We start from the raw sequence: 15,247 nt of genomic DNA on the forward strand, positions 1-15,247 counted from the left end.
AAATGAGACTTTTAAAGCTTTTTATATTTTTAGTTTGGATGCTGGTAACAGCTTTCAATGATAAAGCACCTGCAAGTAAATGGGTGATTTATAAAGCTTGTTCTTTAAAAGTTAATGGCAGTACCAATGTAAATAAGTTCGACTGTGTGATTAATAACTATTACAAGCCAGATACATTGTCTTTTGTTCAGTATAACCAACAAGATGCTGTGAAGATGATAGGTGCTATGAAATTAGATATCAATAGTTTTGATTGTCATAACCCCATGATGACTGCCGATTTAAGGAAGACATTAAAAGCCAAGCAATTTCCAAAACTCGTTATCAAATTCATCACACTAAGTAAATACCCGCAATTAAAAGGGCAACAGGTAACAGGATGGGTACAGATAGATTTAGCTGGTGTAAGTAAAAAGTTTCAGGTAGATTACCAACTTATTCCATCAGGAGCAAATGCCTTACAGCTTAAAGGCTTAAAACAAATTAAGTTTTCTGATTTTAATATAGAGCCACCAAGAAAAATAGGTGGGATGATCAAAACAGACGACGAATTAGATATAGAATTTAATCTTCACATTAAAATTATAAAAGACCTATAAAGAAAAATTTCACTAACCAAATTGTTATGAAAAAAGTTTTGTTATCTGGCCTTGGAGCCGGATTGATTTTATTCTTGATGAGCTATTGCGGGCTCCTGGCAGGAGTAACCTATTTCCCGGAGTTATTTGTAGAATACAATAACCCCTTGTTTAATTCTGATGGTAGTAGAGATTTGCTATTTTTTATGCACCCTTTTATCATGAGCTTTGCTTTATCATGGTTTTGGGCTCGATTTAAAAAACTATTTCATGGCACCATCTTTCTAAGAGGATTAGAATTTGGTTTTGTTTATGCCATAGTAGCCCTCTTACCTGTCATGTGGATTACCTTTAGCTCTTTAGATATTACACTTTTGATGATATCCAGCTGGTTCTTGTATGGTTTTTTCCAGGCGGTAATAGCTGGATTATTATTTGCTAAAATAAACCCTTAAGCAATGAAGTGAAGTATTTCACTTAAAGGTTGGTCTATTTCTATTTTAATGCCATTTACACCCGCAGCATCAGCAGCTTCAACATCTGTTACCTTATCACCAATAAAGTAGCATAAAGAAGGATCTAGGTTATACTCTTGTATGCCTTTTAGTAGCATCCCTGGTTTAGGTTTGCGGCAATCGCAATCGCCTGTAAAATTAGGATGATGTGGGCAATAATATACTGCCGTGATTTTTATACCGTATTTGAGGTATTCGTTTTTTAAATGCTCATGCATTTGATCAAGAATATCAACAGTATACCATCCTTTAGCCAAGCCGCCTTGGTTGGTAGCTATCATTAATAAGTAACCTCTGTCTTGTAATTCTTTTAAAGGCTTAAAATTATGTTCATGCACATGAAAGTCTTCAAACTTACATACATAGTCTCCTAGTTCACGGTTTAAAACACCATCACGATCAAGAAATACAGCCTTATTTTTTTGCATGATTTTTTATTAATTTTTGCGAAGGTATAAATTTATCAATAGCTTAAAAAGTCTATTTTATGGTCTAAGTTTTAGTACCCAAAAAGGAGTTGAAAATCAGAGTTTTTACAGCTTTTTATCAAAAATATGCCTTTTAAGATGATTTAAGCTATGTTTAAGGATTTGTAAAGTTTGTAAAATAGAAGCTCTAAATTAAAGGATTTGTAATTTACGGGGTATTACATTGTTAATAAATTAAGAAAATGAGTTTCAATTCGCTTTTTTATTATGAAAATTATAAAAATATTAGCAATGTTCTATTTGGGTGAAAAAATTTGTATTTTCGGTTTCAAACCGAAACTATAATTTATATTAATGAATCAATCTGATCAATCTCAGCAGGGCTTATACGATCCGAAATTTGAACATGATGCATGTGGGACAGGATTTATTACCAATATCAACGGTAAAAAATCGCACCAAATTATTCAGAATGCTTTAACTATTCTGGAAAATATGGAACATAGGGGAGCTTGTGGCTGTGATCCTGATTCTGGAGATGGTGCTGGAATTTTAATGCAGATTCCACATGAATTTTTTCTAGAGGAATGTAATGAATTAGAAATTGACTTGAAAGAACCAGGTCAATATGGTGTGGGTATGATGTTCTTGCCAAAAGACTCATTAGCAAAGAAGGCAATCCGTAAGATTATTACTGATTGTGCGGCACAGCTAAATATTCCTATTCTAGGGTTTAGAAAAGTGCCTGTAAATTCTTCTGTTATTGGTGAAACTGCAAGAACAGTAGAGCCACAAGTGAAACAGCTTTTTGTGGCTAAGCCAGAGCATGTACAAGATAATGATGAATTTGAACGTAAATTATACGTTTTAAGAAGATTAATAACCAGAACAGTTTCAGAAGAAGTTAAAACTAATGCAGATCAGTTTTACTTTACTTCTTTATCGTCAAGAGTTATTGTTTATAAAGGACAATTAACTACTTATCAAGTTCGCCAATACTACGCAGATTTACAAGACGAGCGTTTCATATCAGCTTTTGGTATGGTTCACTCTCGTTTCTCAACCAATACTTTCCCTTCTTGGAAATTAGCTCAGCCGTTTAGATTTATATCTCACAACGGAGAGATTAATACCTTAACCGGAAATTTAAACTGGTTCTATTCTGGCGTAAGATCTTTAGTATCGCCTTATTTTACACAGGAAGAGATGGAAATTCTTTTACCTGTCATTGATAATAACCAATCTGACTCGGCTTGTTTAGATAATATCGTTGAGGTATTAACGCATTCTGGCAGATCATTGCCACATGTGATGATGATGTTGGTGCCAGAAGCTTGGGATGGTAATGAAGCTATGGATCCATTAAAGAAAGCGTTTTATGAGTATCACGCTACGCTGATGGAGCCTTGGGATGGCCCGGCTGCATTAACCTTTACTGATGGTAAAAAATTAATCGGTTCTATTTTAGATAGAAACGGTTTACGTCCTTTACGTTATGTAATCACTTCTGATGGTACTGCAATTGTTGCTTCTGAGGCTGGTGTATTAACTATAGACGAAAGTACAGTACTTAGAAAAGGTAGGTTACAACCAGGTAAAATGTTCTTGATTGATATTGAGGACGGAAAAATTATAACCGACGAAGAGATAAAAGCACAAATTGCTGGTAGACAGCCTTACGGCAGATGGTTAGAGAACTACAAAATCAGGATGGAAGAACTTCCTGAGCCTCGTGTTTCTTTTACTAACCTTACAAAAGAATCTGTTTACCGTTACCAAAAAGTGTTTGGTTACAGTCGTGAAGATGTAGAAACCATTATTAAGCCTATGGCTTTAGATGGTAAAGAGCCTGTAGGTTCTATGGGTACTGATGTTCCTTTGGCTATCCTTTCAGACAGACCACAACATTTATCAAGCTATTTCAAACAGTTCTTTGCACAGGTTACCAACCCACCAATAGATCCTATCCGTGAGCGTTTGGTTATGAGTTTGGCAACTTTCATTGGTAACAATGGGAATATTTTGGATGAAGATAAAATGCACTGTCACTGTGTTACTTTAAAACATCCAATTTTAAGTGATAAAGAATTAGAGAAACTTAGAAGTATTGATACTGGTTTATTTAACGCTAAAACTTTACAAACTTACTTCAAAGCAGATAATGCTCCTGGAGCTTTAGAAAGAGGTTTAGAGCGTTTATGCCGTTATGCAGAAGATGCTGTTAATGATGGTTTTGAAGTTCTAATATTATCTGATAGGGCTATAGATTCTGAACATGCTGCTATTCCTTCTTTATTAGCAGTATCTGCAGTACACCACCATTTAATTAAAAAAGGCTTACGTGGCGCTGTAGGTTTAGTTGTTGAGGCTGGCGATGTTTGGGAAGTTCACCATTTTGCTTGTTTATTAGCATTTGGTGCAACCGCTATTAATCCTTATTTAGCTTTAGCATCTATCCATACTTTAAGAGAAGATGGTAAATTAGAAACTACTTTAGACGATAAAAAACTAGTTTATAATTATATTAAAGCCGTTTGTGATGGTTTATTGAAGATATTCTCTAAAATGGGTATCTCTACCTTACAATCTTATCACGGTTCTCAAATTTTCGAGATTCTAGGTATTAACAATGAGGTTGTAGAGAAATACTTTACAGGTGGTATTACTAGAATTGAAGGTTTAGGCTTAGATGAAATTGCTAAAGAAGCATTAAGTAAACACATTAGTGGCTTCAAAGGCGAAGATTCTGATAGCCATTTATTGTCTGAAGGTGGTATTTACCAGTGGAAGAGAAGAGGTGAAGCTCACTTATTTAACCCAGAAACTGTACACTTACTACAACACGCAACACGTTCAAACGATTACGAAGTTTATAAGAAATACGCAAAAGCTGTTAACAACCAAGCAGAGCGTATGTATACGCTACGTGGTTTAATGGATTTTTCTCATCACAGAGAGCCAATTTCTATTGAAGAAGTAGAGCCAGCAGAAAATATCATGACTAGGTTTGCTACAGGTGCCATGTCTTTTGGTTCTATCTCTCATGAAGCGCATAGTACTTTAGCTATTGCGATGAACAGAATTGGTGCAAAAAGTAATACTGGTGAGGGTGGTGAAGATGAGATGAGATATAAGCCACTTGCAAACGGAGATTCTATGCGTTCTGCTATTAAGCAAATTGCATCAGGAAGATTTGGTGTAACCATCAACTACTTAACCAATGCAGATGAGTTGCAAATTAAAATGGCTCAAGGTGCTAAACCAGGTGAAGGTGGGCAATTACCAGGTCATAAAGTTGATGACTGGATTGCAAAAACGCGTCACTCTACACCAGGTGTAGGTTTAATTTCTCCTCCTCCACACCACGATATTTATTCTATCGAAGATTTAGCGCAGCTGATATTCGACTTGAAAAATGCAAACAGAGCAGCTAGAGTAAACGTGAAATTGGTTTCTAAAGCAGGTGTAGGCACTATTTCTGCAGGTGTTGCCAAAGCACATGCTGACGTTATCTTAATTGCAGGTTATGACGGTGGTACCGGAGCTTCTCCTATAAGTTCTGTAAAACATGCTGGTTTACCTTGGGAACTTGGTTTAGCAGAAGCACACCAAACATTGGTAAGAAATAAGCTAAGAAGCAGGGTAGTTTTACAAGCAGATGGGCAGTTAAAAACCGGTAGAGACTTGGTGATAGCAGCTTTATTAGGTGCAGAGGAGTGGGGTGTTGCAACAGCAGCTTTGGTAGCTGGTGGTTGTATCATGATGAGAAAATGCCACTTAAATACTTGCCCAGTGGGTGTTGCAACGCAAGATCCAGAGTTAAGGAAATTATTTAGCGGTAAGCCCGAGCATGTTGTAAATCTTTTCAGATTTATGGCAGAAGAGATGAGAGAGATTATGGCTGAGCTTGGTTTCAGAACCATTAATGAAATGGTTGGCCGTGTGCAGTTCTTAAAATCAAGAGATAATATTACCCATTGGAAAGCTAAGAAAGTAGATCTTTCTGCAATCTTACATCCAGTATCATTCCCTAAAGGAATGACTTTATATAACAGCGAGTCTCAAGACCATGGTATGGATCAAATTTTAGACTGGCAGTTAATCAAAGAAGCTGAACAAGCTATCAAAGATAAAACTCCGGTATTTGGTACTTTCAATGTTAAAAACACCGACCGTACCATTGGTACCATGTTGTCTAATGAGATTGCTAAAGTTTACGGTTCTGCTGGTTTACCAGATAATACCATCAATTACAAGTTTAAAGGTTCTGCCGGACAAAGTTTTGGTGCTTTTGCAGCAAAAGGTATCTCTTTCGAGTTAGAAGGTGAAGCGAATGATTATGTAGGAAAAGGTTTATCAGGTGCTCAATTGGCTATTTACCCTGCTAAAGAAAGCAAGTTTAAGCCAGAAGAGAACATGATTGTAGGTAACGTAGTATTATACGGTGCTACATCCGGAGAGCTATTTATTAGAGGTATGGCTGGCGAGCGTTTCGCAGTACGTAACTCTGGCGCAACAGCAGTTGTTGAAGGTGTTGGAGACCACGGTTGCGAGTACATGACTGGTGGTAAAACATTAATTATTGGTAAAACAGGAAGAAACTTTGCTGCTGGTATGAGTGGTGGTATCGCTTGGATTTATGATATTGATGGCGACTTTGTAGATAATTGTAATCGTGAAATGGTTGATTTGGATCCTTTATCTCCATCAGATGAAGAGGAAATCATTAACTTATTACGTAAACATCATCAATTGACACAAAGTACAGTTGCTCAATTTTTAATTGAAAACTGGGGAAAAGAGTCAGTTAAATTTATCAAAGTATTCCCTCAGGAATACAAAAGAGTATTATCGCAAAAGCAAAAATTGGAGTCGATTAGCTAAGAGTCATGGGAAAAGTTACAGGATTTAAAGAATATCAAAGAGAACTTCCAGAGAAAGTTCCTGCCCAAGATAGGGTGAAAAATTATAAAGAGTTTGTTGGTTTATATAGTGATGAAAAACTTAACCAACAGTCTGCAAGATGTATGAATTGTGGTATTCCATTTTGCCATTCAGGTTGTCCGCTAGGGAATGTTATTCCTGAGTTTAACGATGCTGTTTATAAGGCAAACTGGGAAGAAGCTTATCAAATACTAAGCTCAACCAATAATTTCCCTGAGTTTACAGGAAGAATTTGCCCTGCACCATGCGAATCTGCATGTGTGTTAGGTATCAATAAACCTGCTGTAGCTATTGAGGAAATAGAGAAGCATATCATTGAAATAGCTTACGCTAAAGGATATGTTAAACCTCATGCTCCATTAATTCGCACTGGTAAAAAAGTAGCTGTGGTAGGTTCTGGTCCGGCTGGTTTAGCAGCTGCCGCACAGTTAAACAAAGCTGGTCATGAAGTAACTGTTTTTGAAAGAGACAGTGAACCAGGTGGTTTATTAAGATACGGTATTCCTGATTTTAAATTAGAGAAAACTGTTGTTGAGCGTAGGGTAGATGTAATGAAAGAAAGCGGTATTATTTTTAAATGTAATACTGAAGTAGGTAAAGACATCAACGCAAAAGAATTAACCAAAGAGTTTGATGCTGTTTTACTAGCAGGAGGGTCTACTATACCAAGAGATTTGCCTATAAAAGGTAGAGAACTTAAAGGCGTTTACTACGCTATGCAGTTCTTAAAGCAGCAAAACAAACGCGTAGGTAATGAGGCTGTAACTGAAGAAGAAATTCTAGCTACTGGCAAAGATGTAGTGGTTATTGGTGGTGGTGATACTGGTTCTGACTGTGTTGGAACTTCTAATCGCCAAGGGGCTAAATCTATCTTACAATTTGAATTGATGTTTAAGCCATCAAAAGAGCGTACAGACAATATGCCTTGGCCTACTTACCCTATGTTACTTAAAACAACAACTTCACATGAAGAAGGTTGCGAGCGTTACTGGGGTATCAATACTAAAGAGTTTATTGGTGATGAAAATGGCGAATTAAAAGAACTTCGTATTGTAGACGTACAGTGGGAAGTTGATGCTATGGGCAGACCAGTGAAATTTACCGAAGTTGAAGGTACAGAAAGAGTTATTCCTTGTCAAAGAGTATTTTTAGCTATGGGATTTGTGAACCCGCAGTACGATGGAATGTTAGAACAGTTAGGTGTTGAACTTGACGGACGTAAAAATGTACAAGCTACAGAAGGTGTTTACAGAACCAATGTAGACAGGGTATTTACTGCAGGAGATATGAGAAGAGGACAATCATTAGTGGTTTGGGCAATATCAGAAGGTAGAGAAGCTGCCAGAAAGATTGACCAATATTTAATGGGACACTCTAACTTGGAAAGTAAAGAAGCAGTAAATATGTTTGAAGAAGTAATGTAATATCAAACATATAGTAATAAGAAAGCCGACTTTTAGTCGGCTTTTTTTGTTTTAATTATTTACCAATACCGTAAAGGTGGGGGTTGTATTCCCAGATATAAACAAGGTATAATTCTTATTTGCCAGAAAATTAAAATTGGTAGTTAATATAGGTGTAGTACCGCCAGAAGCAAATATTCTTAAAACAGAAGCTGGTTCTACCTCAATATAGCTTGATGCTGTTTTAAAACCTAAGTTGCTAATTAAAGCTGCATCACTGGCGTTTCTAACCGTAATACCTGTATTTTGGTTAGCATAACTAAAATGTATGAACCTTACCCTGGCATTGTTTAATGCAGATGGTATACGGCTATCTTCTACTTGTAAAGCTGTATTTTGATTTCCTCCGCTAAAGAAATAGGTGTAAAACCTATCTGCTGTAGCTCTTAATGAAGAAGAGGAGTTTACAAAAGCAGTTCCTGTATTTTTAAACTCTATTTTACGGTTACCAGCGGGCAAAGCGCTATAACCTGTACTTTCTAAATAGCCAAGAGGTGTAATGGTAGATTTTGCATCATCAAAATAAATATCTTGCTTTGCAGAACCTTCTAAAACGTTGATGATATTTACTTGAGCTGTACCGCTGGTGATAGCGCTATCATCAGCACTACAAGAAGTAAATAAAATGGCTGCCAGTAAAAGCTTAAAAATATGATTCATAATGCGTTGATTATTTATGGAGTTTACTAAAAAAATCCCAAAGTACAATACCCGTACTGATAACGATATTGAAAGAATGTTTAGTACCAAATTGAGGGATTTCTAAGCAAGTATCCACATCTTTCATGACCTCATCGCTTACGCCATTTACCTCATTACCAAAAAATAAAGCAAACTTTTGATTACTGTCTGGTTGGTAATCTAACAAAGAAACGCTGTTTTCTGCTTGTTCAATAGCTACAATTTGGTAAGATTGTGCTTTTAGTTCTTTAACAGCATCTGCTACATGTTCAAAATACTTCCATTGGATAGATTGCGTTGCACCCAAAGCAGTTTTTTCTATTTCGCGGTGTGGAGGTTGTGCTGTAATGCCGCAAAGGTATAAAGCTTCAACTGCAAAACCATCAGCGGTTCTAAAAGCCGAGCCTACATTGTGTAAACTTCTTACATTATCTAAAACTACAATAATGGGTAGTTTTTCTTGTTGTTTAAATTCCTCAATTGATGGTCTGTTAAGTTCATCAAGCTTAAGTTTTCTCATGCCCTAAAGATACTATGCTTTTTCTTTATCAAATTGCTGTAAACAGATAAATTTAAAAGATATTTGCTGCTTAATTACAAGTTATGCTAAAAGAACTCCTTCAAAAATTACAAATCACAACATTAAATGAAATGCAAAATGCCGCTTTAGAGGCTATTGCACAAAAAAATGATGTTATGGTGCTGTCTCCAACAGGTTCTGGGAAGACATTAGCATTTTTATTGCCCATTGTAGAAAAGTTAAACCATCAAATAAAAGGAGTACAGGCTATTGTTGTGGTACCTTCAAGAGAATTGGCTATGCAAATAGACCAAGTTTTTAGGCAATTGCAATCGGGCTATAAAATAACTTGTTGTTATGGTGGGCATTCAACCAAAGTAGAAAGAAGCTCATTGTCAGATGCTCCAGCAATTATAGTAGCTACTCCTGGTAGATTAGCCTACCATATCAGAGCAGGTAATTTTGATGTTTCATCTGTTAAAACTTTGGTGTTAGATGAATTTGATAAATCTTTAGAGTTAGGTTTTGAGGAAGATATGGCAGAAATTGTTTCTTCTTTATTTAAGTTAGAGCAGAAAGTACTTACTTCCGCAACGCAGTTAGAAGATTTTCCAACATTTTTAGAGCTTAAACAATTAAAAACGCTCAATTTTTTAAATGATGCAGAGGCTATTCCGGATCTTAAAACGGTTATCCTGCAATCAAAATCTAAAGAGAAGTTTAATATTTTAATGGATGTTCTTTACAGAAGTAAAGATGGCCAAAGCTTGGTTTTCTGTAATCATAGAGATGCTGTAGAACGTATTACCTTAATGTTGGCTGATAAAGGAATTGAAAATGGCGTTTATCACGGCGGTTTGGTACAGCAAGACAGAGAAAAGGCACTTTTTAAGTTTAGAAATGGTACCTACAATATATTAGTTACTACAGATTTAGCTTCCAGAGGATTAGATATTCCTGAAATAGAAACGGTTATCCATTACCAAATTCCGCATACGCTTGATGCTTTTGTACATAGGAATGGTAGAACAGCAAGAATGAAAGCTAGTGGTAAGGCCTTCTTGTTATTATCAGAAGAAGAAACTGTTCCCACTTACTTGAATGAATATGAGTTTACTGATGCAGTGGTAGAAGAGCAGGAAGTAATTCTAAATCCTACAACATGGGTAACTTTTTATATTGCTGGCGGTAAAAAAGATAAGTTGAGTAAGATGGATATAGCAGGCTTGTTGTATAAAAAAGGCGATTTATCTAAAGATGAAGTGGGCTTAATAGCTATTTACGACCAAATGTCTTATGTGGCGGTAAAAAGAAAAAAGGCAAGAGAGGTGTTAAAGAAAGTTGCCCAAGAAAAGATTAAAGGAAAGCGCTACAAGATTGGTGTAGACGAGTAAATAAATATGAATATATTTGAAAACGCATATTTTTTTACAAATGATGTGTGTTCGCCACTGCATTTAGCTCTATTATTTTAATGACACAAGAAGAGTACATCAAGCTTTATGAAAAATATCAGGAGGGAAAGCTTACTGAGCATGAAGAACGTAGCCTGTTAAATTATCATGATGATTTTGAATTAGCAGAATACCAGTGGGATGATGAGAAAATGGGTGTTAAAGCCGATGTTCAGGCTGAAATTTACCAGCAAATTTCAAAAAATATTCATAAGACTTCTGCTAAGAGAAACTTTACCTGGTTGGCGGCAGCTTCTATATTATTAGCTGTATTTTCTTTGTTTTATTATTTCCAATCTCAGGATAAAAATTTAAATGAGAACCAAATCGCGAAAAAATCTACCATCCAAGAAGAGATAAATCCCGGTAAAGATGGCGCTATTTTAAAGCTATCTGACGGTTCTGAAGTTGTTTTAAATGAAACTAAAGATGGTTTTGTGAAATACGATGGAAATGCAAAAATCAATAAAGAGGATAATTTAATAAGTTACAGAGGTAGCGATAGAACTGATAAAACTGCTTTTAATATTATTTATACGCCAAGAGGTGGACAATATAAGGTTGAATTAGAAGACGGTACTAAAGTTTGGTTAAATGCTGCTTCATCTTTACGTTTTCCTACTGTTTTTAATGATGACCAAAGAGTTGTAGAACTTAGTGGTGAAGCCTATTTTGAGGTAGCTAAAAATAAAAATAAGCCTTTTAAAGTCTTGGTTAAAGATGCTTCTAACAATCAAAAAATGAATGTAGAGGTACTAGGCACTCACTTTAACATACAAGCCTATAACAACGAAGATTTTAAAACAACTTTAATTGAAGGTGCTGTAAAAGTTAATCAGACCCAAGAGAAGGGTTTTATTTTATCTCCAGGAGAACAAGCTACTTTGTCTTCATCAGATTTAACAGTGCAAAAAGCTAATGTTAAAGAAGCTTTAGCATGGAAAAACGGTTTATTTATTTTTAACAAAGAGCATATTAAAACCATCATGAATAAAATAGCAAGATGGTACGATGTAGAGATTGTTTATGAAGGTAATATGGATCAGAAAACCTTTGTTGGCACAATTTCTAGAGAAGAAAACCTTTCTGAAGTATTAAAGACCCTTGAACTTACCGGAACCATAAAATTTAAGGTAGAAGGTAGGAAAGTTATTGTAAAATAGCGTATCTTGCTGTAATACAATTGCTATTAACCAATTAAAATAAAAGGTCTTATTTCGTGAATTACTTAAGAGATGGCGACCGCTTTAGTAAACTTTTTGGCTCGTTTAAATTTTTTATAAGTTCTGCATTTGTGCGGATGATGATTGCGGTATTATTCTTTTTGTTAGCAACAACAAAGACTTATGCCCAGAAAATCTCTTTGTCTGAAAAAAAAGCTTCCTTAGAAAGTATTTTCCAGCTTATAGAGCAGCAAACTCCTTACCGCTTCGTTTTTAATACCATTATTCTTGAAAAAGGTAAGCCTGTAGCTATCAAAATTAAAAATGCCGAGATTGGCGAAGTCTTGGATTTGGTTTTTAGAAATCAGCCTCTTAGCTATACCATTGTTAAGCAAAATATCATTCTAAAAGAAAAAGAAATAAGCGAGCAAGAACTAACAGTTATTAATGGTTTGGTTACAGATGAAAAAGGTATTGGATATCCTGGTGCCAGAATCAGCATCAAAAGTAAAAATATCAATACCTTAACAGACCAAGAAGGAAAATATAAACTTGTTTTAACTGATGTAAGAGACCAAATATTAAGTATTGAAGCGCTAGGCTACCAAAAGCAAGAACTCGTTATTCAAGATGATTTTAATATAGATGTACAATTAAAGCCAGACCTTAAAATACTCGAGGAAATTATCATTGTAGGTTATGGCGAGGTTAATAAAAGAGATTTAACAGGCTCGGTTGGGGAGGTTAATATGAAAGACCTTGCCAAGGCTCCAGTGAAATCTTTTGATGATGCCTTTGCCGGACGTATTGCTGGCGTACAAGTTACCTCTCCAGATGGTCAACCTGGTGCAGTCCCCACCATTATCGTAAGAGGTGGGAACTCGGTAACACAAGATAATTCTCCACTTTACGTGATTGATGGATTTCCTATTGAAGATTATAACATCAATGCTATCCATCCGGATGATATTTCTTCCATAGAAGTTTTAAAAGATGCTTCCTCAACAGCCATTTATGGAGCCAGAGGGGCTAATGGAGTTGTAATTGTAAGTACTAAGAAAGGGATAAAAGGTAAATCGGTCTTTTCTTTTAATAATTATTACGGCTTACAAGGGAATACCTCACAAATAGAACTCATGCAGCCATTTGAGTTTGTTAAATATCAATTAGAACTAGATTCGGCCAGAGCTGCAAGTATCTATCTACAAGATGGTAAAACTTTAGAAAGTTATAGAGATGAAAAAGGTATCAATTGGCAGGATGAACTTTTTAGAGAAGCACCTATGTTAAGTTCTTATTTTGCTGTTAGAGGCGGCAATAAGGATAATAATTATGCTTTTTCAAGCTCGGTATTTGATCAAAAAGGTACGGTAATAGCATCTGGTTTTAAACGCTACCAAGCCAGATTGGTTATAGAACAGGCCTTAACCAAGCGCTTTAAAGTTGGTGTTAATGCTAATATGAGTGGTTTAAAAAGCTACGGAACAATTTTTACAGGAAGTAGAAATACTTTCTTTAATATCTTAATCAATACTTGGCAGTATAGACCTATTGCGGGTAACTTTTCTTTAGATGAGCTTTTAAGTAATGCGCAAGACCCCGCAGTAGCATCTGCAACAAATTACCAATGGAACCCGGTGCTTACTGCTACAAACGAACTTAGAGACCGTGTTAATAGCTTGTTAACTTCAAATGTTTATGGTATTTATGATATTAGTAAGTCTTTAAAATTGAGAATTACAGCAGGTTTAAACTTAAGTAAGCTAAGGAATGATGAATTTAACAATTCTAAAACCAGACAAGGAAATACGTCTAGCTCACTTGGGCAGCGTGGTGTAAATGGTTCTATTACCTTTACAGAGTTGAGTAATTTGATAAACGAGAACACTTTAACTTATCAAAAATCAATCGATAAAAAGCACTTTTTTACGGTACTTTCTGGTTTTACTATTCAGGAGAATAAGTTTGCCTATTATGGTTCTGGCGCTATTCGGATACCCAATGAAGCTTTAGGACTTGGAGGTTTAGCGCAGGGTGTACCCGTGGTTATTCAGCCTCAAAACTCAGAAAACAGGTTACTTTCTTTTTTAAGCAGGTTGAATTATAATTATAAATCTAAATACTTATTTACGGCTACTTTAAGAGCAGATGGTTCATCAAAATTTACAGGTAATAACCAATGGGGCTATTTTCCATCAGGTTCTTTTGCTTGGAATGTAGCACAGGAAAAGTTTATGCAAGGTGCCCATTTTCTATCAGAAACCAAATTAAGGCTAAGCTACGGCCTAACGGGGAATAATAGAATTAGCGAATATGCTTATTATGGCGCTATCAACCAAGGGGGAAATAATTCTTATATGCCAGGCGGAACATTTATAAGTGGTGCATTTGTTTCTAATTTAAGTAACCCCGATTTGAAGTGGGAAAGTACCGCAGAATTAGATTTTGGATTAGATATAGGCTTTCTTAATCAGCGTTTTACTTTAACCGCAGATATCTACAAGAAGAAAACAAACGATTTATTATTAAATGCACAGCTACCAACATCAAGTGGCTTTAGTAATGTTTTTCAAAACATAGGTGCGGTAGAAAATAAGGGTTTAGAGCTCACCTTGCAATCTTTTAATATCAGGAATGATAAAGTGAAGTGGAGTACATCTTTCAACATATCTTTCAATAGAACAAAATTGGTTGGCTTGGCTCAAAATCAAAAGGAGTTGTTAAGTACTGTAAGGTGGAACTCTGGAAATGATTATGCGCAAAACCCGGCTTATATAGCCAGTATTGGTAGGCCAGTAGCTATGTTTTATGGTTTTATTTGGGATGGTGTTTATCAGTTTGAGGATTTTGATAGAACAGCTACCGGTACTTATGTGCTAAAAGCAGATATCCCCAATAATGGTAATCCTAGACAAAATATACAGCCAGGCGATATCAAGTATAAAGATATTAATGACGATAAGGTTGTAGATATGCAAGACAGAACAGAAATTGGTAATCCAAACCCTAAGTTTTACGGAGGTTTAGCCAATAACCTCAGCTTTAGAAATTTTGATGTACATGTTTTCTTGCAGTTTGTTTATGGTAATGAGGTCATGAATGTAAATAGATATTTGATGGAAGGTGGTACAACTACATTGGGAGCTAATCAATTTGCAAGCTACCAGAACCGCTGGACACCAGAAAATCCATCAAACCAGTATTTTAGAACAAGAGGATGGGGTCCATCAGTATATTCATCAAGAGTTATAGAAGATGGTTCTTTTATTAGATTAAAAACCATAAATTTAGGTTATAAAGTAGAAAATAAATTATTGCAGCGCTTAGCAATAGCCAATTTAAGAGTTTATGTAGCTGCTCAAAACCTAATTACATTGACAAAATATTCGGGTAACGACCCAGAAGTTTCAGTATTTGATTCTGCCTTAACTCCTGGCTTAGATTATTCTGCATATCCACGGGCAAAGGTGGTAACATTAGGTTTAGATATTTCTTTTTGAT

10 protein-coding genes are annotated in these 15,247 nt (G+C 35.7%); 7 read left to right on the forward strand and 3 right to left on the reverse strand.

The annotated features are described in order from the left end of the window. The first annotated feature begins 2 nt into the window (after positions 1-2). Both FYC62_RS04155 and FYC62_RS04160 read left to right on the forward strand, forming a co-directional pair. On the forward strand, positions 3-599 hold the full coding sequence (locus tag FYC62_RS04155) for a YceI family protein (protein ID WP_168199379.1): 597 nt from the start codon (positions 3-5) through the stop codon (positions 597-599). A 26-nt stretch (positions 600-625) separates the two neighbouring features. Beyond that, complete coding sequence (locus FYC62_RS04160) at positions 626-1,033, forward strand: hypothetical protein (protein ID WP_149074038.1); 408 nt, start codon at positions 626-628, stop codon at positions 1,031-1,033. Here FYC62_RS04160 and FYC62_RS04165 read toward each other — a convergent pair. Next, on the reverse strand, positions 1,030-1,521 hold the full coding sequence (locus FYC62_RS04165; protein WP_149074039.1) for a D-glycero-alpha-D-manno-heptose-1,7-bisphosphate 7-phosphatase: 492 nt from the start codon (positions 1,519-1,521) through the stop codon (positions 1,030-1,032). The genes FYC62_RS04160 and FYC62_RS04165 overlap by 4 nt on opposite strands. A 354-nt stretch (positions 1,522-1,875) precedes the next feature. On the opposite strand from FYC62_RS04165, the gene gltB reads away from it, so the two are divergent. Both gltB and FYC62_RS04175 read left to right on the forward strand, forming a co-directional pair. Continuing rightward, positions 1,876-6,405 (forward strand): glutamate synthase large subunit, encoded by a 4,530-nt coding sequence (gene gltB, locus FYC62_RS04170; RefSeq protein WP_039453223.1) that lies wholly within the window; start codon positions 1,876-1,878, stop codon positions 6,403-6,405. Positions 6,406-6,410: 5 nt separating this feature from the next. Beyond that, positions 6,411-7,889, forward strand: a complete 1,479-nt coding sequence (locus FYC62_RS04175) for a glutamate synthase subunit beta (protein ID WP_039453222.1) — start codon at positions 6,411-6,413, stop codon at positions 7,887-7,889. 51 nt (positions 7,890-7,940) lie between these two features. Here the strand turns inward: FYC62_RS04175 and FYC62_RS04180 are convergent, their stop codons facing one another. Both FYC62_RS04180 and FYC62_RS04185 read right to left on the reverse strand, forming a co-directional pair. Then, positions 7,941-8,588 (reverse strand): DUF4397 domain-containing protein, encoded by a 648-nt coding sequence (locus FYC62_RS04180; protein WP_149074040.1) that lies wholly within the window; start codon positions 8,586-8,588, stop codon positions 7,941-7,943. A 10-nt stretch (positions 8,589-8,598) separates the two neighbouring features. Then, positions 8,599-9,129: an RNA methyltransferase gene (locus tag FYC62_RS04185; RefSeq protein ID WP_149074041.1), complete on the reverse strand. Its 531-nt coding sequence runs from the start codon at positions 9,127-9,129 to the stop codon at positions 8,599-8,601. Positions 9,130-9,212: 83 nt separating this feature from the next. Between FYC62_RS04185 and FYC62_RS04190 the strand changes: the two genes are divergently transcribed. The 3 genes from FYC62_RS04190 to FYC62_RS04200 all read left to right on the forward strand — a co-directional run bounded on the left by FYC62_RS04190 (position 9,213) and on the right by FYC62_RS04200 (position 15,246). Next, positions 9,213-10,523, forward strand: a complete 1,311-nt coding sequence (locus FYC62_RS04190; RefSeq protein ID WP_149074042.1) for a DEAD/DEAH box helicase — start codon at positions 9,213-9,215, stop codon at positions 10,521-10,523. 80 nt (positions 10,524-10,603) lie between these two features. Continuing rightward, positions 10,604-11,746 carry a FecR family protein gene (locus FYC62_RS04195; protein ID WP_149074043.1) on the forward strand — a complete coding sequence of 381 codons (1,143 nt, stop codon included), beginning with the start codon at positions 10,604-10,606 and terminating at the stop codon, positions 11,744-11,746. Between the two features lie 56 nt (positions 11,747-11,802). Further along, positions 11,803-15,246, forward strand: a complete 3,444-nt coding sequence (locus tag FYC62_RS04200; protein WP_149074044.1) for a TonB-dependent receptor — start codon at positions 11,803-11,805, stop codon at positions 15,244-15,246. The last annotated feature ends 1 nt before the right edge of the window (position 15,247 follow it).

Origin of the sequence: Pedobacter aquae (assembly GCF_008195825.1) — a bacterium.
Lineage (GTDB): Bacteria > Bacteroidota > Bacteroidia > Sphingobacteriales > Sphingobacteriaceae > Pseudopedobacter > Pseudopedobacter aquae.